The organism is bacterium (assembly GCA_026129405.1).
Lineage (GTDB): Bacteria > Desulfobacterota > Binatia > DP-6 > DP-6 > JAHCID01.
This window is the reverse complement of the sequence record JAHCID010000002.1, coordinates 79,151-98,512: the sequence shown is the minus strand read 5'-3', so window position 1 is coordinate 98,512 and position 19,362 is coordinate 79,151. Positions and strand designations below refer to the sequence as shown.

Here is a 19,362-nt window from a genome sequence, read left to right as displayed (position 1 = left end):
TGCATGGGATTCGACCAAGGCCCCAAGCAACCCAGGTGCCACCGCCAACATCCGCGAAAAACCTGGACTTCCGTCTGGACCCTGCCATGCGGAGCGTCATCCCAGTAGCGCATGACCAAAGGCTGACGCCCGACCTTGCGGCAGAGGGGGGGCGTTGCTAAGCGCGGGACGTGCCCGCGACCCCGCAGCAGATCCTCGATCGGCTCCGCGCCGTGGCCTACCCCGGGTTCTCTCGCGACATCGTGTCCTTCGGCCTGGTGCGCGACATCGAGGTCTCGTCCGACGGGGTGACCGTGCACCTCGCCCCGAGCACGGCCAACGAGGACGTCGTGCGGCAGATCGTCGCCGCCGTGGAAGCGACACTGGCCGGCGTCGCCGGGCCCGTGCGCATCGTTCGCGAGGTCGCCCCGGTGCCGCCGGGGCGCCGCGGTCCCCAGCCGGTGCCCGGCGTCGCGACCGTGGTCGCCGTGGCGAGCGGCAAGGGCGGCGTCGGCAAGTCGACCGTGGCCACGAACCTGGCCCTCGCCCTCTCGGCCATGGGCCACCGCGTCGGTCTCATGGACGCCGACGTCTACGGCCCGAGCGTCCCGCTCCTCCTCGGCATCGAGGAGAAGGCCCGGGGAGGCGACGGCCGGCGGCTCGTGCCCATCGAGCGCCACGGCATCCGCGTCATGTCGATGGGCTTCTTCCTCGACGAGGTCACGCCGGTCGTCTGGCGCGGGCCGATGCTGACGAAGCTCGTCACGGAGTTCCTGCGCAACTGCGAGTGGGGCGAGCTCGACGTCCTCGTGCTCGACCTGCCGCCGGGCACGGGCGACATCCAGCTCACTCTGACGCAGCAGCTGCCGATGCAGGGCGGGGTCGTCGTCACCACGCCGCAGGACGTCGCGCTCGCCGACGTGCGGCGCGGCATCCAGATGTTCCGCCAGTGCGGGACGCCCGTCCTCGGCGTCGTCGAGAACATGAGCTTCCACCTCTGCCCCGGCTGCGGCGCGCGCGCCGACATCTTCGGCCACGGCGGCGGCGCCACCATGGCGCGGGAGCTGGGCGTGCCGTTCCTCGGCGAGATCCCGCTCGCACGCTCCGTGCGCGAGGCCGGCGACGCGGGCGTACCGCTGGTCGCAGCCGAGCCGGCGAGCCCGCTGGCGCGCGCGTTCCACGAGCTCGCAGAGCGCGTGCTCGTGCGCCTCGCCGAAGGGAAGCGCGAGCCGGTCAGCGCCGCGTCGTAGGCGACGCGGCGGGCGCCTCGCCGGTGGCGGGCGCACGGAACGACTCGAGCAGCACGACGGCGACGCCGAGCGTGATGCCGATGTCGGCGACGTTGAACATCGGCCAGCTCCACTCGCCGACGTGGAGATGGAAGAAGTCGACCACCTCGCCGGAACGCAGCCGGCACGCGAGGTTGCCGAGCGCGCCGCCGACGATGCCGCCGAGCGCGACGACCACCCAGCCCCGCTCCGGCGGCGTGCTGCGCAGGTACGAGACGAGGAGCCACAGCGCCGCCACGGTGACGACGAGAAAGAGCGGGATGCGCAGCCACTCGGGCGCTCCGGACAGGAGCCCGAACGCGGCGCCGGAGTTGCGCACGTAGAGCAGCCCGAAGCCGGGCACGACCGGGATCTCCTGGCCGACGGTCATCGTGCCCTCGACGATCCGCTTGGTCGCCAGATCGACGACGAACACGACCAGCGCGACGAGGGTCGCGCGCACGAGACGCCGGTCGACCCCGCTCATGCCACGACCCCGGCGCAGCGCGCGCACAGCGCCGGATGCCGCGCGTCGACGCCGACGGGGCGCACGATCCAACACCGCTCGCACTTGGCGCCGTCGGCGCGCGCGACCCCGATGCGCAGCCCGGGGACGAGCGGGCTCTCCGGCGCGTCGACGGCTCCGCCCAGGTCGACGAGCGCGACCAGGAAGAGCGCCGGGAGGTCGGCCGCGCGCGCGGCCAGCACCGACGCCAGCTCGGCCGGCGCCGTGAGCGCGACGCGCGCCTCGGTGCCCTGCTTGAGGAGCCCGGCCGACCGCGCCTCCTCGAGCGCCTTGCTCACCGCGCCGCGCGCGGCGAGAAGTCGATCCCAGTCGGCGGCCAGCGCCGCGTCGGTCCACGCCGCCGGCACCTCGGGGAAGCCGGCCAGGAAGACGCTCTCCTGCCCGGTCGCCGGCAGGTGCTGCCACAGCTCCTCGGCGGTGAACGACAGCACCGGCGCCATGAGACGCACGAGCACGTCGAGGATGCCGTGCAGCGCCGTCTGCGTCGCGCGGCGCTCCGGCGCCTGGGGCCGCTCGCAGTAGAGGCGGTCCTTGCGCACGTCGAGATAGATGCGGCTCAGGTCCACGCCGCAGAAGTTGTTCAGCGCGTGGTAGATGACGTGGAACTCGTAGTCGTCGTAGGCGGCCCGCACGCGATGCGCGAGCGCCGCCGTGCGGTGCAGTATCCAGCGCTCCGCCTCCGGCAGCTCGGCCAGCGGGAGCGCGTCGTTGGCGGCGTCGAAGTCGAAGAGATTGCTCAGGAGGAAGCGGGCGGTGTTGCGGATGCCGCGGTACGCCTCGACCAGCTGGCCGATGATCTGCTCGGAGACGCGGACGTCGTCACGGTAGTCCTCGGCCGCCACCCACAGGCGCAGCACCTCGGCGCCGTGCTTCTTGATGACGTCTTCGGGCGCGACGACGTTCCCCAGCGACTTGGACATCTTCCGCCCCTGCCCGTCGAGCGTGAAGCCGTGGGTCAGGACGACGTCGTAGGGCGCGCGGCCCTCGACCGCGACGGCGGTGAGCAGCGAGGTGTGGAACCAGCCGCGGTGCTGGTCGCTGCCCTCGAGGTAGATGTCGGCCCAGCCGTCGCCGAGGTCGGCGCGTTGCTGCACCACCGCGGCCCAGCTGACGCCCGAGTCGAACCAGACGTCGAGGATGTCGGTGGAGCGCGTGAAGGTCTTCCCGCCGCAGGAGCACGCGAAGCCGGGCGGCACGAGATCTTCCACCGGGCGTGCGAACCAGGCGTCGGCACCCTCGCTCTCGAAGAGTCCGGCGACGTGGTCGCAGACGGCCTGCGTCGCGTGCGGCTCGCCGCAGCCCTCGCAGAAGAGCGCCGGGATCGGCACGCCCCAGGCGCGCTGGCGCGAAATGCACCAGTCGGGCCGCGCCTCGATCATGCCGAGGATGCGGTCGCGGCCCCACGCCGGCACCCAGCTGACGCGCTGGATCTCGGCCAGCGCCGCAGCGCGCAGCGTGCGCGCGGGACCGCCGGGCAGCGCCACCATCTTGTCCATGAGGATGAACCACTGCGGCGTGGCCCGGAACACGATGGGGTTCTTGCAGCGCCAGCAGTGCGGGTAGCTGTGGGGGAAGTCGTACGCCGCGAGCAGCGCGCCGTGCTGCTGGAGGTGGGCGATGATCTGGCGGTCGGCGTCGAAGACGCGCACGCCCTGCCACTCCGGCACGTCGGCGGTGAAGCGGCCGCGCTCGTCGACGGGCGCGTAGACGTCGAGGCCGTAGCGCAGCCCCGTGACGTAGTCGTCCTGGCCGTGGCCCGGCGCGGTGTGGACGAGGCCGGTGCCGCTGTCGAGCGTCACGTAGTCGGCGAGGACGACCGGCACCTCGCGGTCGAGCCACGGATGCCGCAGCTTCATCCCTTCGATGGTACGGCCACGGAAGCGTCGCAGCTCGCCCGCCGGTGCCGGCACGCCCATCGCCTTCGCGAGCGCAGGCACCAGCTCGGCGGCGACGATGAGCCGCCGCCCGCCCAGCTCCACGACGACGTACTCGTGCTCCGGGTGCACGGCGACGGCCATGCTCGCGGGCAGCGTCCACGGGGTGGTCGTCCAGGCGGCGGCGGCGACGTCCTCCACGCCGTGCAGCACGGTCGCGCCCCTGCCGACGACCGGGTACGCCACGAACGCCGACGGCGAGGTGACGTCGGCGTACTCGACCTCGGCCTCGGCGAGCGCCGTCGCGCACGACGGACACCAGTGCACCGGCTTGTTCTTGCGCTCGACGAGGTCGGCGGCGATGCACTTCCCGAGGATGCGCATCTGCTCCGCCTCGTAGTGGAAGTCCATCGTGAGGTACGGATGCGCCCAGTCGCCGAGGATGCCGAGCCGCTGGAACTCCGCGCTCTGGATGTCGACGTACTTCTGCGCGTAGGCGCGGCAGCGGGCGCGGACGTCGACGATCGACATCGCGGCCTTCTTGGCGCGGCCGATCTCGCGCTCGACCTGGAGCTCGATGGGCAGCCCGTGGCAGTCCCAGCCCGGCACGTACGGTGCGCGATGTCCGGCCATCGCCCGCGACTTCACGACGAGGTCCTTCAGGACCTTGTTCATCGTGTGGCCGATGTGGATGTTGCCGTTGGCGTACGGCGGCCCGTCGTGCAGGAGGAAGCGCGGGAGGTCGCGCGCCACGAGGCGCTCGTACAGGCCGAGGGCACGCCAGCGCGCCAGGATCTCCGGCTCGCGCTGCGGCAGGTTGGCGCGCATCGGGAACTCCGTGCGCGGCAGGTTCAGGGTCGACTTGTAGTCCATCGCCGGGAACGGCGACCGTACCAGCGGGGTCCCGACCCTGCAAAGGCGCTCAGGCCCGACGCCCGTGCGGGATCGGCGCGGGCAGCGCGAGCCCGGCCACGACGAGATCGACGAGCTGCCCGACGCGGCGGGTGAGCTGTGCCGGCGTCGCCGCCGCCGCCGCGCTCGCGATCTCGATGCCCTTCACCCCGTCGACGATCAGCTCCGCGGCGCCGCGCGCCGAGAGCCCGACCCGGGCCGGATCGACCTCGCCCGCGGCGATCGCCGCGGCGACCAGGCGCGCGAGCACGCGCACCAGGCGTTTGCGGAACTCCGCCGCGACGTCGCCGGCGACGCGGTCGTTCTCGTCGAGCAGCTCCGCCGCGTGGGGCGACGTGCGCGCCAGCGTCGCCACCGGTGTGAGCTTGGCGGTGAACAGCGCCCGCAGCCGAACCGCGAGCGGGCCGTCGGCCGCCGCGGCGGACTCGGCGGCGGCCAGCCCCTCGGTGTGCAGCTGCCGCGCCAGCGCGCGGAACACGTCCTCCTTGTTGCGGAAGTGGACGTAGACCGAGGCGCGCGACAGGCCCGCCGCCTGGGCGATGTCCTCGAGGGCGGTGCGGCGGTAGCCGTACGCCGTGAAGCGCTCGAGCGCCCCGGCGAGGATGCGGGCGCGGCTGTCGGGGCGCGGGCGGGCCGTCGGCATGGGCGGGGTACGGATTGACGTTTCAGGCTCAGTTTGTCAATTCTGGCGTCGCGCGACGGCGCTCCGACTCCGTCCGCCCGGGAGGCACGACATGGCCGCGCAGGCTCCGACGACCGTCCTCATCACCGGCTGCTCCACCGGCATCGGCCGCGCCACCGCCGAGCGCCTCGCCGGCAAGGGCTTCACCGTGTGGGCATCGGCCCGCCGCCCCGAGCAGCTCGCCGACCTCGCCGCGCACGGCTGCCGCACCGTCGCGCTCGACGTCTGCGACGAAGCCTCGATGCGGGCCGCGCTCGCGACCATCGAGGCGCAGGACGGCCCGGTCGGCGCGCTCGTGAACAACGCCGGCTACGGCCAGGAGGGCGCGTTCGAAACCACGCCGATGGCCGAGATCCGCCGCCAGTTCGAGACCAACGTCTTCGGGCTCGTGCGCCTGACCCAGCTCGTCCTCCCGGGCATGCGGCGGCGCGGCGCCGGCCGCATCGTCAACCTGAGCTCGATGGGCGGCACGCTCACTCTGCCCGGCGGCGCCTACTACCACGCGACCAAGCACGCACTGGAGGCGCTGAGCGACGCGCTCCGCTTCGAGGTCGCCGGCTTCGGCATCCAGGTGGTCGTCGTCCAGCCGGGCCCGATCCGCACCGCCTTCGGCGACACCGCCATCGACGCGATCCGCGCCGCCGCGGCGGACGGCGGCCCGTACACCGGCTTCCACGAGAGCCTCGCGAAGGCGATCCGCGACGCCTACGACGGCCCGATGGGCAAGCTCGCGCTCGGCCCCGAGGCCGTCGCCGCGGTCATCGAGAAGGCGCTGACGGCGCCGCGGCCGCGCACGCGCTACACCGTCACCGCGGCCGCGCGCATGATGATGGCGCTGCGCCGCTGGCTGCCGGACCGCGCCTTCGACGCCGTGCTGCGCACGCAGATCCCGCCGCCGCAGCCGGCCTGAGGCGCGGGCGGGTCAGGCCGGCGCGAACGCCTCGGTGGCGCGCGCGACGCACGCCGCCCGCGACTCGCCGACGGGATTCGGGAACACGATCGACATCGCCGCGCCGGCCATGCCGTAGGCGCGCAGCCGCTCGCGGCAGTGCTGCGCGTCGCCGACGAGCGTCACCGCGTCCGCCATCGCGTCGGTGACCGCCCTCTCCGCGGCGCCGACGTCGCGCGCCTTCATCGCCGCCCGGATCGCGGCCACCTCGTCGGCGAAGCCGCTCTCGGCGAGCATGTTGCCGTAGAACGGCAGGTTCGCGTAGCGCGCCAGCATGCGCTTCGCCTCGTGCAGGCACGCGGCGCGGTCGTCGCCGAGGTAGCAGGTCGTGAAGTGGCAGATCTCGTATCCGCCCGCCTGCGGGTCGCGCCCGGCGCGCTCCATGCCCTTGTGCAGATGGGCGAGCGCCTTGCGGTAGCGCTCGAGCGGGAAGAGGTTGAAGATCACGCCGTCCGCGATCTCCCCTGCGACCTCGATCATGCGCGGCGCGAGCGCGGCGGTGAGGAGCTTCGGCGGCGTCGCCGGACGCGGCTGGTGCGGCCCCTTCACCCACGCCTGGCGCAGCAGGGCGACGACGTCGCGGACGCGCTGGATCGGGTTGCCCATGTCGATGCCGAGCGACGCGTTCACCGGCCGGTGCCCGACGCCGAGCCCCAGCATGAGCCGTCCGCCGGTGAACGCCTGCACCGCCGCCGCCTGCTGCGCGAGCAACGTCGGATGGCGCAGATAGACGTTCGTGATCGCCGTCCCGACGAGAAGCGTCGTCGTCGCCTGGCCGATGGCCTGGGCGTAGGCGAGCGAGTCGTTGAACGACTCCGGGATGAAGACGCCGGCGAAGCCGCGCGCCTCGGCCCGGCGGCTCCAATCGATGATCTCGTCGGGCTGGGCGTCGCGGAGCGGCGAGAACGACAGGGCGATGCGTTCCATCGAGGCGTCCTAGCCCGGCGCCGGGGCCGGTGGGAAGGCCGCTCCGCCCGACGGACGGTCCGCGCGCTCCCCGCGAACGTCGGCACTCCTGCCTCGGCGCCGCCCTGGCGCGCGTGACCATCGAAGAGGCGGTGCGTGCCGTCGCCGAGCCCGCACCGGCGCTCGCCGCGGATCCCGCCACGCTCACGTGGCGCGCGATCCCCGGGCGCGCTCAGACCGGTCTGCCGGTGACGATCCCACCGCCTGACGCCGCGCGGCGGCGCCATGGCGGCGAATGGCAAGCGTTCGCGAGCGGAACGGGCATAAGAGCCGCCGATGCGAACGCAGTCCGCGCGGGCGGCGACGACGCCCCTGGCCCTCCTTCTGGCGACGCTCGTCCTCCCCTGGTGCACCGGATGCCCGCAGATGGCGATCACGACCGCGGCGACCGAGGCGGCGAGCTCGCTCGCCGACGATCGCTCCATGGAGCAGCAAGCCGCCGACCTCGACACGAAGGCGTCGATCGACAAGGCCTTCCTCGGCGCATCGGCGAGCCTGGCGGCCGACGTCGACGTCGACGTTTACCTCGGCCACGTCATGCTGACGGGCGTCGTCCCGACCTGGGAGCTCCGTCGCCAGGCGGTCGAGCTGGCGCGCGGCGTGGCCGGCGACGCGATCTACGACGACCTCGAGGTCGCCGCCGGCGACGGCATCGGCGACCGCGCGTCGGACTTCGCGGTGAACAAGGAGCTGGGCGTGAACCTGCTGGCCGCCGAGGGCATCGCCTCGCAGAGCCTCCAGCACCGCGTCGTGAACGGCGTCGCCTTCATCATGGGCGAGGCGCACGACGCGGGGCAGGTGGAGACGGCGCGCGCGGTCGCCCTGCAGACGCCGGGCGTGTCCCGGGTCGTCACCCACATCTTCATCCGCTGAGGCCATCGCCCCCGGCCGTCGTCCCCGGCTTGCATGGGGCGACGCCCGCCCGCTACATCGATCCCGTGCCGAAGCGGATGCTCCTCGACTACCAGAAGGGCGCGTTCCCCGCCTACGACCTCGAGCCGGAGAACGGCATCCCGGTACCCTGTGCGCTGGGTCAGCCCTGGGTCAACGAGGACACGCTCCTCACGCTGAAGAAGCTTCGCATCCCGCGCACCGATCCGTGGGGCAAGCCGCTGCCCGGCGAGCCCGACGATCCGATCGCGCCGCGGATGAAGTCGACGCGGAACCCGGTCTGAGCCTGTCGCCGCGAGGCGCCGGGTCGGCCGGGCCATGCCTCGGCGCGACGGCGGTCGTGCGGCTCGCGGTCGTGCCGATCGCCGCCGCCCTGCTCGCGGGCTGCGCGCTCCGTCAGCCGCCCGCCGCGGCTCCGGACCTCCGCACCGCCGCCTACTCGGTCGGCGGCCAGCCCATCGACGTCTTCGCCTGCGGGCGCGGCCCGGGCGGCGTGCTCGTCCTCGGCGGCGTGCACGGGGACGAGCGCGGCAGCGCGCAGCTCGTGCGCACGCTGGCGGAGCGCCTGCGCTGTCCACACGACGAGCCGATCATGATCGTCCCGACGCTCAATCCCGACGGCATCGAGGCGGCGACCCGCAGCAACGCGCGCGGCGTCGACCTGAACCGCAACATGGCCGCGCGCAGCTGGACGCCCCGGCCGGTGCACGGCCCGGAGCCGCTCTCGGAGCCGGAGAGCCGGGCGCTCGACGACCTGCTGCGGGCGGTCCGCCCCGTGCTGACGATCAGCGTGCACGAGGGCGACGCCGCGCTCGTCGACTGGGACGGGCCTCCCAGCAGGGCGGCGAGCATGCTCGCGGCGTGCACCGGGCTGCCGCTCCAGCGCATCGGCGCCCGGCCCGGATCGCTCGGCGCGCTCCTCGGCGCCGACTGGGGCTGGCCGCTGGTCACCATCGAGCTGCCGCGCACGACGTCGCAGCTGCCGGCGGAGACGGCGTGGGACTACTACGGCCACTGCCTGCTCGAGGCGATCGCCGACCGCGGGTGAGCGCGCGCCGTCTCAGAACGCCGTGCCGCCGTGCGGCGCGACCGTGATCGTCGCGCCGTCGACCAGCACCGGCACGACCCGCCGCCCGCCCGTCAGCTTCAGGAGCTCGGGCACCGCGTCGCGCCGTCGCGCGACGTCGATCTCGGTGATCGCCATACCGCGCGCCGCGAGCTCGGCGCGCAGCACGTCGGAGTGCGGGCAGCCGGTCCGCGTGTAGAGCAGGACCGGCCCGCCCCCGCTCACGGGATCTCCGTCCCGCAGATGAGCGTCGCCGAGGCGCTGAACATGCCGCCGAGGCCGTGGCAGATGGCCGTCTTCGCGCCGGCGACCTGCCGCGCGTCGCACTCGCCGCGCAGCTGGCGCGCCGCCTCGACGAGCGTGAACATGCCGTACATGCCCGAGTGCGTGTACGAGAGCCCGCCGCCGTTCGTGTTCATCGGGAACGATCCGCCCGGCGCCGTGCGGCCGTCGCCGACGAACGCTCCGCCTTCGCCCGGCTTGCAGAAGCCCGTCGCCTCGAGGCCCATGACCGGCACGATCGTGAAGGCGTCGTAGAACTCGGCGACGTCGATGTCGGCGTGCGTGACGCCCGCCATCGCGAAGGCCTGCTCGCTCGCCATCTTCGCCGCGTCCCAGAACGCGAAGTCCGGCATCTGGCTCACCATGACGTGGGTGGACGCCTCGCCGGTGCCGAGCACGTAGACCGGCCGCTTCGGCAGATCGCGCGCGCGCGCCGCCGACGTCAGCACGACGGCGCCGCCGGCGTCGGTGACGAGGCAGCAGTCGAGGAGATGCAGCGGCCAGGCGATCAGGCGCGACGCCAGCACGTCGTCGACGGTCAGCGGGTCGCGCATGATCGCGCGCGGGTTCAGCTGCGCCCACTTCCGCGTCGAGACGGCGAGCGTCGCGAGCTGCTCGCTCGTGCTGCCGTAGACGTGGCGATGGCGCGCCGCCGCGAGCGCGTAGCCGGTCGGCGGGCCGGCGAGCCCGAAGGGATGCTCGAACTGGACGCGGAACGCGTCGGCGCCGAAGCGCGTCCCGGGCATGCCGACGCGGGAAGCGCCGCTCTCGCCGTGGGTGATGAGCGCCACGTCGACCAGCCCCGCCGCGATCGCCGCCGTCGCGTGCTGGACATGGGCGATGAACGAGCAGCCGCCGATCTGCGTGCCGTCGATCCAACGCGGGCGGATGCCCAGGTACTCCGCCGTCTCCGAGCCCATCCAGAGCCCGGCGCTGAAGACCGCGTCGACGTCGCGGACCGTCAGGCCGGCGTCGGCGAGCGCGTTGCGCGCGGCCTCGGCGTGGAGCTGGAAGGCCGACTTGTGCGGCAGCTTGCCGTGCTCGTCGGCCTCGGCGGCGCCGACGATGGCGACCTTGCCGCGCAGCGCGCGGGCGGCGGCGCTCACTGCGCGGCTCCGGCGGGCCGGAAGTGCGGCAGCGTGACCTCGGGCGTGACGTCGGCCCAGGTGACCTCCACCGGCATGCCGATCTCGAGCGCGGCCGGGTCGGGCGTCACGCCGACGAGGTTCGTCATCATGCGCGGGCCCTCGTCGAGCTCGACGATCGCCATCACGTAGGGCGACGGCAGCGGGAAGTTGCGCGCGCCGCGATGGACGATCGTGAACGTGTGCAGCGTGCCGCGCCCGCTGACGGCGGTCCACTCGAGGTCGGCCCCGAGGCACCGCGGGCACGTGGCGCGCGGATAGAAGAAGACGGGCCCGCACTGCCGGCAGCGCGGGAGCATCAGCTCGTGCCGTTTCGCCGCCTCCCAGAAGGGACGCGTCTCGGGTGTGGGCGTCGGAAGGGGTCCGGCGTAGTCGGCCATGTTCGGAGAACCTCGAGCGGGCGCAAACGTGCCGCGTGGATGGACTTCGCGGACCCGGTTCTATAGAAACCCGCGTCGAGAGCGGTCAAGCGCCAGGCGCGCCCGGTGAGGCCGATGCGGTTCTCCTTCCTCGTTCTACTGCTCGCGCTCGCATCGCCCGCCCGGGCCGAGGAGGGCGCGGCCATTTCGTGGGACCAGGCCGCCGAGCACGTCGGCGAGCACGTCACCGTCGAGGGCCGGATACTCGGCGTCCACTGTTCGCCCACGTCCTGCCTCATGGCGTTCGAGCCCACGTTCAACCGCTTCACCGCCGTGGTGCAGGCCGCCCACTTCGACGTCTTCCCGCCCGCCGACCTCCGGGCGCGCTACGAGGGGCGCATGGTTCGGGTGCGCGGCACCGTGCGCATGGTCGAGCGCAAGCCGGAGATCGAGCTGGCCGCCGCCGACGATCTCACGCTCGTCACTACCGAGGAGGAGCGGCACGAGCAGGAGCGCTCCGAGAAGGAGATGCAGGTCCAGATGCTCGAGCGCATCGACGCCGTGCTCACGAACCTCACGGACCTCACCGAGCGCATGCTCCAGACGCAGGAGCGCATGGAGCAGCTCCTGCTGGCGCTCGAGCAACGGCAGGCGGCGATGGCCGCGGCGTCGTTCCCGGGACCGGCCGAGCCGCCGCCGGCGCCGACCTACGGCGCGCCGCTGCCGCGGCCGGCGTTCGAGGCGCTGCGCACGGTGAAACGCGGCATGTCGAAGCAGGAGGTCCTGCGCCTGATCGGCCCGCCCCAGGTCGAGGAGCCGGCGCCGAACGGCTGGGTCATCTGGCACTACGGCTTCGGGCGCGACATCAGCTTCGACGCGCGTGGCCGCGCGCAGTCGCTCGCCGGCTTCCCGCAGCCGTAGCCGCGGCCTCAGCGCCGACGCTGCAACGCCGCCACCAGGCGCGGCAGCATCTCGCCCGACGGGCCGCGCAGCACGACCCGGCACGCCGCCGTCAGCTCCGACTCGTGGGGGTTCACCTCGACGATCTCGCCGCCCCGCTCCCGCACCTGGAACGGGAGCTGAGCCGCCGGATGGACCGTCGCCGACGTGCCCGCGACGAGCATCACGTCGGCGCGCTCGGCCTCCTCGAAGCAGCCGGCGAGGACATCGGGCGGAATCGGCTCGCCGAACGAGACGGTGTCGCTCTTCAGCAGCCCGTCGCAACGCGGGCAGCGCGGCGGCAGGACGGCGAAGTCGATGGTGTCGCGGGCGAACCGGGTGACGCAGGCGATGCAGCGGATGAGCGTGGCGTTGCCGTGGATCTCGAGGAGCCGCTCGGTGCCGGCCTGGCGGTGGAGGTCGTCGACGTTCTGCGTGATGACGGCGCGCAGCACCCGCATGCGTTCGAGGTCGACGAGGGCATGGTGCCCCGGGTTGGGCTGCGCCGCGGCGAGCGTCGCCCACAGCTCGCGCATGGGGCCCGACGGCTCGAGGCGCTCGCGCCAGGCCGCCGCGGGATCGGCGAGAAACCGCTGCCAGCCGTTCATCGGCGGCTCGCCGTGCTTGGTCCACAGCCCGCCCGGGCCGCGGAACGGCGGGATGCCGCTCTCGACCGACATGCCCGCGCCGGTCAGCGCGACGACGTAGCGCGCCTGCGCGAGCCGCCCGGCGGCCTCCTCGATCGCGTCCTCCAGCGCGTCCTCTTCGGGCGACGCCACGATGCCGGGAACCGTTCCCCGTCCCCTCCCGGCTGTCAACCACGCGCGTACGCGACGCGTCGAGTTTGACTCGGACGCGGACGCCGGTCATGCCTCGCCGCATGACCGCGCCCGGCGCCGACACGGCCGGCGTCCTCCTGGCGGGTGGCCGTGCGACGCGCATGGGTGGCCGCGACAAGGCCTTCGCCGACGTCGACGGGGAGCCGATCGCGCTGCGCACCATCCGCCTGTTCCGCACGCTCTTCCCGCAGGTGCTCGTCTCGACGCAGCGGCCCGAGCGCTTCCGCGACCTGGGCGTCGAGACCGTCGCCGACGTCTTTCCCGGCTGCGGCCCGCTCGCCGGCATCCACGCCGCGATGCGGGCGAGCCGCCATGCGCGCGTCTTCGTCGTCGCCTGCGACATGCCCGGCCTCACCGCCGAGCCGATCCGCTATCTCCTCGCGCGCCCCGGCGATGCCGACGCCGTCGTCCCGCGCTGGGAGGACGACATCGAGCCGCTGCACGCCGTGTACGCCGTGCGCACGCTGCCGATCGTCGAGCGCTGCCTCGCGAGCGGGCGTCACGCGCTGCGCGAGTTCCTGCCGCTCGTGCACGTCGACTGGGTGAGCGAGGTGGCGCTGCGCGCGGTCGAGGGCGGCGCCCGCGCGCTGCTCAACCTCAACACGCCCGAGGAGCTGGCCGCGGTCGGCGGGTGGCTGCCGGAGACCGACCGCTGAGCGCCCACGACCCGGGCAGCGAGCTCGTCGACGTGGTCGACGACGACGGCCGCGTGGTCGGCGTCGTCACGCGGCGCGAGATGCGCGCGCGCCGCCTGCCCCACCGCAGCACGTACATCCTCGTCTTCGACGCCGCCGGCCGGCTCTTCGTCCACCTGCGCACGCCGACGAAGGACGTCTACCCGGCGCACTGGGACGTCTGCGTCGGCGGCGTGCTCGGTGCGGGCGAGGCCTTCGACGCCGGCGCTGCGCGCGAGCTGCGCGAGGAGCTGGGCGTGGACGCGCCGCTCGAGGCGCTGTTCCCGTTCCGCTGGGCAGACGCCGCGAGCGTCGTCCACGGCCGGGTGTACGCCGCCCGGCACGACGGGCCGTTCCGTCTCCAGCCGGAAGAGATCGTGCGCGGCGAGTTCCTGGTGCTGGACGCGGTCGCGGCGCGCGCCGCGGTCGCGCCGTTCTGTCCCGACGGGCTCGCGGTGCTGGACGCCTACCGGCGGCGATAGCGGCTCACGCCTCGCCCTCGCTCGCACCGAGGAGACGCGCCACCGCGCCGCGCAGCGCCGGCAGGTCGAGCGGGACGCCGAGCTCGATCGCGCCCATGAGCCCCAGCGCCGCGACGACGAGGAGCTGTGCGCCCACCCGCGGCTCGACGTCGTGCCGCACCGTCCCGCGCGTCTGGCCGCTGCGGGCCGCGCCCTCCACGCGCCCGATCGCCTCGTCGATGATGGCGACGAGGCGCCCGCGGATCGCGGGCGAGCGGGCCGCCGCCTCGATCAGGCGGAAGAGCTGCACCGGCCCGAGAAGCGGGCTCGCCGCGCGGCCGCGGCCGCCCGTCGGCCGGGCAGCGCTCGCGAGCGCGCCGGTGAAACGGTCGAGGGTGTGGCCCAGGTCGTTCGCCTCGTCGCCGGTCGCGATCACGGCGTCGAGGAAGCCGCCCAGGACGTGCTCCATCACCGCCACGAGGAAATCGTCGCGATCCTTGAAGTGGACGTAGAACGCGCCGCGGGTGAAGCCGGCGCGGGCGCAGATCGCGTCCAGGCTGGGCGCGTCGAGCCCCTCTGCCGCGAAGGCGGCGAGGCCTGCCTGGATCAGCGCGTCGCGCGTCTCCTGCTTGGCCTGGGCGCGCCCGCTTGACGACATACGAGCCCGTATGTAATCCGGGAGACCTCACATACCAAGCCGTATGTGAGCCGGAGGACCTCGATGGCGACCGCGACCGCCGCATCCACCCACCCCACCCCCCTTCTCGAGACCGCGCGGGTCTGGATCGCCCACCTGCTGTGCTTCGTGCTGCCGGTCGCCTGCCTCCTCTACCTCGCCACCGGGCCGTGGAGCGGCTTCGGTGCGGCGGCGTGGCTGCTCGTCCTCGCCGGCTCGGTCCTGGTCGACATGAAGAGCCCGGCGGAGCACCGGCAGCCGGCCGCCACCCTCCCCGGCTGGCCGTTCGACTCGGTGCTCTGGGTCCTCTCCGCGATGCACTTCGTGATCCTCGGGTGGTTCGTGTGGCGCGTCTCGGTGCACGGCTTCTGGACGCTCGATACCTTCGTCGGGCTCACCCTGATCGGCGTCAACGCGGGCTACTCCGGGATCGTCGTCGCGCACGAGCTGCTGCACCGGCCGCAGGGGCACTTCTTCTTCCTGGGACGGCTGCTCATGGGCAGCGTGCTGTACGAGCACTTCGCCACCGAGCACATCCGCGGCCACCACTCGCGCGTCGCGACCGCCGACGATCCGGCGACCGCCCGCTTCGGCGAAACCTACGCCCGCTTCCTGTACCGTACCCTGCCGGCGCAGTTCCGCAGCGCGTGGCGCATCGAGAAGAAGCGGCTCGGCGACGAGCACATGCGCTGGACCGATCCGCGCATGCTGCGCCATCGCGTGCTCCAGGGTCTGGTCGCCGAGTGGGCCGTCGCCGTCGGGATCTGGATCGCGCTCGGCATCGGCGCGTTCTTCGCCTACTTCCTCGTCGCCTCGATCGCCATCCGCCTGCTCGAGGCCGTCAACTACTTCGAGCACTGGGGGCTCGCCCGCCGCGGCAAGCGCGTGACGCCGATCGACTCGTGGGACACCGACTCGCGCTTCACGCTCTACACGCTCGTCGGGCTGTCGCGGCACGCCGACCACCACGCCTTCGCGTCGCGGCCCTACCAGCAGCTGCGCTTCTGGGAGGAGAGCCCGAAGCTGCCGTACGGCTACTTCGGCACGGTCGTGTTCCTGCTCGTCCGCAACCGCCGCTTCCGCGAGGTCATGACGCGCGAGCTCGAGCGCCGTCGCCTCGGCCCCTTCGCGGACGCCGACGCCGCCTGAGCGCCCGCCCCTGGCGCGCCGCCCGCGCCACCGTGTATCGGGCGCCATGCTGAAGACGGCGCTGCTCTGGGTGATGGGGCCGCTCTACGTCCTCGCCGGCGTGATGCACTTCGTGCGGCCGGACCTCTATCTCCAGATCATGCCGCCCTACCTGCCGGCGCACCTCCTCCTCGTGCTGCTGTCGGGGGTCGCGGAGATCGTGCTCGGCATCCTCGTCCTCGTCCCGCGGACGCGCGTCCTCGCGGCCTGGGGACTGATCGCGCTCCTCGTCGCCGTCTTCCCCGCCAACGTCTACATGGCGACGGCGAACCCGCAGCTCGTCCACCTGCCGAGCTGGCTGCCGGCACCGTCGCCGACGGCGAACTGGGTGCGCCTCCCGTTCCAGCTCGTCTTCATCGCCTGGGCATGGTGGTACACGCGCCCGGACCCGCGCTGACGGGCGATGGCGCTGCTCGTCGCCGTCGCGAGCGCGACCGACCCACGCCTCGCGCCGTACCGCTCGCTGCGCGCCCACGACCGCCGCGAGCGCGACGGCCTCTTCGTCGCCGAGACGCGCGAGGTGGTGCTCCAGCTGCTCGCCGGCCGCCGCTTCACCCCCCACTCCGTGCTCACGACCGAGGCGGCGCTGCCCGGGCTGGCCGCGGCGCTCGACGCGCATGCCGACCTGCCGGTGCTGGTGGCACCGCTCGACGTCGTCAAGGCGGTCGTCGGCTTCGACTTCCACCGCGGCTGCCTGGCGCTGGGGACGCGGCGCGCGCCCTACACGCTCGACGCGCTCCGCGCCTCGCAGCCGCGACGCCTGGTGGTGCTCGAGGACGTCTCCAACCCCGACAACGTCGGCGGCGTGTTCCGTGCCGCGCATACCCTCGGCGCGGACGCCGTCCTCTGCGGCGGCGCCACCAGCGACCCGCTCTACCGCAAGGTCGTGCGCGTCTCGATGGGCGCGGTGCTGCACCTGCCCTACGCCACCGTCGCCGACACCGCCGCGGCCCTCGCCTGCCTGCGCGCCGACGGCGTGTCGATCCTGGCCCTCGTCAGCCGCGACGGCGACGACGTGACCGGCGTCGCCCCGCCGGCCCGCTGGGCCGTCGTCGTCGGCAACGAGGGCACCGGGCTGTCGGCGGCGAGCCGCGCCCTGGCCGACCGCCGCGTGCGCATCGCGATGGTGCCGGGCGTCGACTCGCTGAACGCGACCGTCGCGTGCGCCATCGCCCTGCACCGTCTCGCCTGAGGCCCCCCGGGCCCAGGCGCCCCGCCTTGCGACCGCTGCGGCGCGTCGATAGCTTCCGCCGCCGATGCCCGAGTTCAGCGAGCGCTTCTTCCGCAGCGGTACGCTGCGCATCCACGTCCGCGACTGGGGCGACGCCCGCCTGCCCCCGCTGGTGATCGTCCACGGGCTGCGCGACCACTCGCACTCCTTCGACGACCTCGCCCGCGCGCTCTGCGACCACTTCCACGTCCTCGCGCTCGATCTCCGCGGCCACGGCGACAGCGAGACGACGCCCTGGTACGGCTTCGGGCACTTCATCCTCGACGTCCACAACCTGATCCGCGCGCTGCGCCTGCAGAAACCGATCCTCGTCGGCCACTCGATGGGCGGCGAGATCGTCGCCACCTACGCCGGCAGCTTTCCCGACGTCCCGTCGAAGGTCGTGTGCATCGAGGGGCTCGGCCCGCCGCCGCCGGTCATGGCGCACGAGGTCAAGTGGATGATCGACACCTTCGGGCGCATCGACCGTGCGCTCACCGGTCAGCCCGGCCTCGCCGACCTCGACGCCGCCTACGAGCGTCTCCGCCAGCGGAACCCGCGGCTGCCCGAGGCGAAGGCGCGCGAGCTGGCGCTGCTCGGCACGCGCGCCCGCGAGGACGGCACGCTCGAATGGAAGTTCGACGCCATGCTCGCGACGCTCGGCATGCACGGCCCGTACAACGTCGAGTGGACGATGGCCTTCTGGCGCCGTATCACCGCGCCGACGCTGATCGTGCACGGCAGCGAGTCGGGCGAGTTCTGGCGCGGCACGCCGGGCGCGATCTACCTCGATCCCGACGATCTCGCGCGTCGCCTCGCCTGCTTCGCGCATCACCGCTTCGTCGAGATCCCCGGCGCCGGCCACATGGTGCACTTCGACCGGCCGGCGGAGCTGGTCGCGGCGATCCGGGGCTTCCTCTCCGGCGACGCGGCCTGACTACCCGACCGCGCGGGCGGGCGGCACCGCGCGGGCGGCGATGGCCGTGGGATCGTCGAAGACGAGCGCCCCGTCCTCGAGCGCGCTCGTGTGGATCATCTTCTTGTCGCGCCGGTAGTTCTGCGGGTTGAGCCACGGCTCGCGGTTCCCCTGCTTCGGGAACAGGTGCATCACCCGCTGCATGTAGCCGGACGAGAAGTCGTCGATCCACGCGCGCGCCGGCATGTCGGCGTCGCCCGGGCGCAGGCGCGGCACGACGCGGCGGGCGCCCTTCGCGTCCATGTGGTTCAGCACACGGCAGGTCCAGTGCGCCGTGAGGTCGGCGCGCAGCGTCCACGAGGCGTTGATGTAGCCGAACGTGCAGACGAGGTTCGGCACGTCCGAGTACATCATGCCCTTGTAGGTCCAGGTCCGGCTGAAATCGACGGGCGCGCCGTCGACCGCGAACTGCATCTCGCCGAGCACGACCAGCTCGAGGCCCGTCGCCGTGACGACGACGTCGGCATCGAGCGTGCGGCCCGATTGCAGCTGGATGCCGGTCTCGGTGAAGGCGGCGATGTGGTCGGTCACCACCTCGGCCTTCCCCGAGCGCAGCGCGACGAAGAGGTCGCTGTTCGGCACCAGGCAGAGACGCTGGTCCCACGGGTTGTAGCGCGGCGTGAAGTGGGTCTCGACGTCGTAGTCGGGGCCGAGCTCCTTGCGCACCATGTCGAGCAGCTTCTGCTTCACCTGCTCGGGGTGCGTGCGCGTGCGGCCGTAGAAGAACTGCTGCAGCGCCGTGTTCTTCCAGCGCGTGATCGCATAGGCCCACGTCTCGGGCAGGATCCGGCGCAGCGCGTTCGCGATCACGTCACGATCGGGCCGCGACACCACGTAGGTCGGCGAGCGCTGGAGCATGGTCACGTGCGCGGCGTCGCGCGACATCGCCGGGACGAGCGTCATGGCGGTGGCGCCGGAGCCGATCACGACGACGCGCTTGCCGCGGTAGTCGAGGTCCTCCGGCCACTGCTGCGGATGCACGATCGTGCCGCGGAAGCGCTCGCGCCCGGCGAACTCCGGCGCGTGCCCCTGGCGGTAGCTGTAGTAGCCCGCGCACATGAGGAGCACGTTGCAGGTGAAGCGCGTCGTCTCGCCGCCTTCGCGCTGCACCTCGACCGTCCAGGCGGCGTCGCCGCTCGACCACGTCGCCCGGGTGGCGCGATGGCCGTAGCGGATGTGCGCGTCGATGCCGTACTCGGCCGCCGTCTCCTTCACGTAGTCGAGGATCGACGGGCCGTCGGCGATGGCCTTCGCCTGGCGCCACGGTTTGAAGTCGTAGCCGAGCGTGTGCATGTCGCTGTCCGAGCGGATGCCGGGATAGCGGAACAGATCCCAGGTGCCGCCCATCGATTGCCGTCCCTCGAGGATGGCGAACGTCTTCGTCGGGCACTCCCGGCGGAGGTGGACGGCGGTGCCGACGCCGGAGAGACCGGCGCCGACGATGAGGACGTCGAAGTGCTCTGCTCGCATGCGACGCCGTACGGCTAACCCGGATCGCCG

General features: G+C 73.2%; 22 protein-coding genes. 12 read left to right on the top strand and 10 right to left on the bottom strand.

Annotated elements, in window-relative coordinates; translation table 11 throughout:
• Positions 1 to 170 precede the first annotated feature (170 nt).
• Positions 171 to 1,229 (top strand): Mrp/NBP35 family ATP-binding protein, encoded by a 1,059-nt coding sequence (locus KIT14_08810; GenBank protein ID MCW5890639.1) that lies wholly within the window; start codon positions 171 to 173, stop codon positions 1,227 to 1,229.
• Here KIT14_08810 and lspA read toward each other — a convergent pair.
• From lspA to KIT14_08795, 3 genes are read right to left on the bottom strand one after another with little or no spacing between them, the layout of a single operon-like run.
• Complete coding sequence (gene lspA / locus KIT14_08805; protein MCW5890638.1) at positions 1,213 to 1,734, bottom strand: signal peptidase II; 522 nt, start codon at positions 1,732 to 1,734, stop codon at positions 1,213 to 1,215. The genes KIT14_08810 and lspA overlap by 17 nt on opposite strands.
• Positions 1,731 to 4,520 carry an isoleucine--tRNA ligase gene (gene ileS, locus KIT14_08800; protein MCW5890637.1) on the bottom strand — a complete coding sequence of 930 codons (2,790 nt, stop codon included), beginning with the start codon at positions 4,518 to 4,520 and terminating at the stop codon, positions 1,731 to 1,733. The genes lspA and ileS overlap by 4 nt, the downstream gene beginning before the upstream one ends.
• Positions 4,521 to 4,569: 49 nt before the next feature.
• Positions 4,570 to 5,202 (bottom strand): TetR/AcrR family transcriptional regulator, encoded by a 633-nt coding sequence (locus tag KIT14_08795; GenBank protein MCW5890636.1) that lies wholly within the window; start codon positions 5,200 to 5,202, stop codon positions 4,570 to 4,572.
• 91 nt (positions 5,203 to 5,293) lie between these two features.
• On the opposite strand from KIT14_08795, the gene KIT14_08790 reads away from it, so the two are divergent.
• Positions 5,294 to 6,151, top strand: a complete 858-nt coding sequence (locus KIT14_08790; GenBank protein ID MCW5890635.1) for an SDR family NAD(P)-dependent oxidoreductase — start codon at positions 5,294 to 5,296, stop codon at positions 6,149 to 6,151.
• 12 nt (positions 6,152 to 6,163) lie between these two features.
• Here KIT14_08790 and KIT14_08785 read toward each other — a convergent pair whose 3' ends face one another.
• Positions 6,164 to 7,117 (bottom strand): LLM class flavin-dependent oxidoreductase, encoded by a 954-nt coding sequence (locus KIT14_08785; GenBank protein ID MCW5890634.1) that lies wholly within the window; start codon positions 7,115 to 7,117, stop codon positions 6,164 to 6,166.
• A 315-nt stretch (positions 7,118 to 7,432) separates the two neighbouring features.
• On the opposite strand from KIT14_08785, the gene KIT14_08780 reads away from it, so the two are divergent.
• The 3 genes from KIT14_08780 to KIT14_08770 all read left to right on the top strand — a co-directional run bounded on the left by KIT14_08780 (position 7,433) and on the right by KIT14_08770 (position 9,095).
• On the top strand, positions 7,433 to 8,029 hold the full coding sequence (locus KIT14_08780; protein ID MCW5890633.1) for a BON domain-containing protein: 597 nt from the start codon (positions 7,433 to 7,435) through the stop codon (positions 8,027 to 8,029).
• Positions 8,030 to 8,094: 65 nt separating this feature from the next.
• Positions 8,095 to 8,331 carry a hypothetical protein gene (locus KIT14_08775; GenBank protein ID MCW5890632.1) on the top strand — a complete coding sequence of 79 codons (237 nt, stop codon included), beginning with the start codon at positions 8,095 to 8,097 and terminating at the stop codon, positions 8,329 to 8,331.
• A 71-nt stretch (positions 8,332 to 8,402) separates the two neighbouring features.
• Positions 8,403 to 9,095: a DUF2817 domain-containing protein gene (locus KIT14_08770; GenBank protein MCW5890631.1), complete on the top strand. Its 693-nt coding sequence runs from the start codon at positions 8,403 to 8,405 to the stop codon at positions 9,093 to 9,095.
• Between the two features lie 12 nt (positions 9,096 to 9,107).
• On the opposite strand, the gene KIT14_08765 is transcribed toward KIT14_08770, so the two are convergent.
• The 3 genes from KIT14_08765 to KIT14_08755 are packed head-to-tail and all read right to left on the bottom strand — an operon-like array spanning position 9,108 to position 10,920.
• Positions 9,108 to 9,338, bottom strand: a complete 231-nt coding sequence (locus tag KIT14_08765; GenBank protein MCW5890630.1) for a glutaredoxin family protein — start codon at positions 9,336 to 9,338, stop codon at positions 9,108 to 9,110.
• Positions 9,335 to 10,480 carry a thiolase gene (locus tag KIT14_08760; protein ID MCW5890629.1) on the bottom strand — a complete coding sequence of 382 codons (1,146 nt, stop codon included), beginning with the start codon at positions 10,478 to 10,480 and terminating at the stop codon, positions 9,335 to 9,337. Before KIT14_08760 ends, KIT14_08765 begins: the two co-directional genes overlap by 4 nt.
• A 17-nt stretch (positions 10,481 to 10,497) precedes the next feature.
• Complete coding sequence (locus KIT14_08755; GenBank protein MCW5890628.1) at positions 10,498 to 10,920, bottom strand: Zn-ribbon domain-containing OB-fold protein; 423 nt, start codon at positions 10,918 to 10,920, stop codon at positions 10,498 to 10,500.
• 114 nt (positions 10,921 to 11,034) lie between these two features.
• Here KIT14_08755 and KIT14_08750 point away from each other — a divergent pair, with 114 nt between their 5' ends.
• Positions 11,035 to 11,820 carry a hypothetical protein gene (locus KIT14_08750; protein MCW5890627.1) on the top strand — a complete coding sequence of 262 codons (786 nt, stop codon included), beginning with the start codon at positions 11,035 to 11,037 and terminating at the stop codon, positions 11,818 to 11,820.
• A gap of 8 nt (positions 11,821 to 11,828) precedes the next feature.
• Here KIT14_08750 and KIT14_08745 read toward each other — a convergent pair whose 3' ends face one another.
• Positions 11,829 to 12,617 carry a hypothetical protein gene (locus KIT14_08745; GenBank protein ID MCW5890626.1) on the bottom strand — a complete coding sequence of 263 codons (789 nt, stop codon included), beginning with the start codon at positions 12,615 to 12,617 and terminating at the stop codon, positions 11,829 to 11,831.
• Between the two features lie 101 nt (positions 12,618 to 12,718).
• Between KIT14_08745 and KIT14_08740 the strand changes: the two genes are divergently transcribed.
• The gene (locus tag KIT14_08740; GenBank protein MCW5890625.1) at positions 12,719 to 13,333 is read left to right on the top strand and encodes a molybdenum cofactor guanylyltransferase; all 615 of its coding nucleotides are present in this window, start codon (positions 12,719 to 12,721) and stop codon (positions 13,331 to 13,333) included.
• A complete protein-coding gene (locus KIT14_08735; GenBank protein ID MCW5890624.1) occupies positions 13,309 to 13,833 on the top strand; it encodes an NUDIX domain-containing protein in 525 nt (174 codons plus the stop codon). Before KIT14_08740 ends, KIT14_08735 begins: the two co-directional genes overlap by 25 nt.
• Positions 13,834 to 13,837: 4 nt before the next feature.
• Here KIT14_08735 and KIT14_08730 read toward each other — a convergent pair whose 3' ends face one another.
• Positions 13,838 to 14,470, bottom strand: a complete 633-nt coding sequence (locus KIT14_08730) for a TetR family transcriptional regulator (protein ID MCW5890623.1) — start codon at positions 14,468 to 14,470, stop codon at positions 13,838 to 13,840.
• 63 nt (positions 14,471 to 14,533) lie between these two features.
• Here KIT14_08730 and KIT14_08725 point away from each other — a divergent pair, with 63 nt between their 5' ends.
• The 4 genes from KIT14_08725 to KIT14_08710 all read left to right on the top strand — a co-directional run bounded on the left by KIT14_08725 (position 14,534) and on the right by KIT14_08710 (position 17,823).
• Entirely contained in the window at positions 14,534 to 15,637 is a 1,104-nt protein-coding gene (locus KIT14_08725) for a fatty acid desaturase (GenBank protein ID MCW5890622.1), read from the top strand.
• Between the two features lie 46 nt (positions 15,638 to 15,683).
• A complete protein-coding gene (locus KIT14_08720; GenBank protein MCW5890621.1) occupies positions 15,684 to 16,073 on the top strand; it encodes a DoxX family protein in 390 nt (129 codons plus the stop codon).
• Between the two features lie 6 nt (positions 16,074 to 16,079).
• A complete protein-coding gene (locus KIT14_08715) occupies positions 16,080 to 16,868 on the top strand; it encodes an RNA methyltransferase (GenBank protein ID MCW5890620.1) in 789 nt (262 codons plus the stop codon).
• Positions 16,869 to 16,932: 64 nt separating this feature from the next.
• A complete protein-coding gene (locus tag KIT14_08710) occupies positions 16,933 to 17,823 on the top strand; it encodes an alpha/beta hydrolase (protein ID MCW5890619.1) in 891 nt (296 codons plus the stop codon).
• Here the strand turns inward: KIT14_08710 and KIT14_08705 are convergent, their stop codons facing one another.
• Entirely contained in the window at positions 17,824 to 19,332 is a 1,509-nt protein-coding gene (locus tag KIT14_08705; GenBank protein MCW5890618.1) for an NAD(P)/FAD-dependent oxidoreductase, read from the bottom strand.
• Positions 19,333 to 19,362 lie beyond the last annotated feature (30 nt).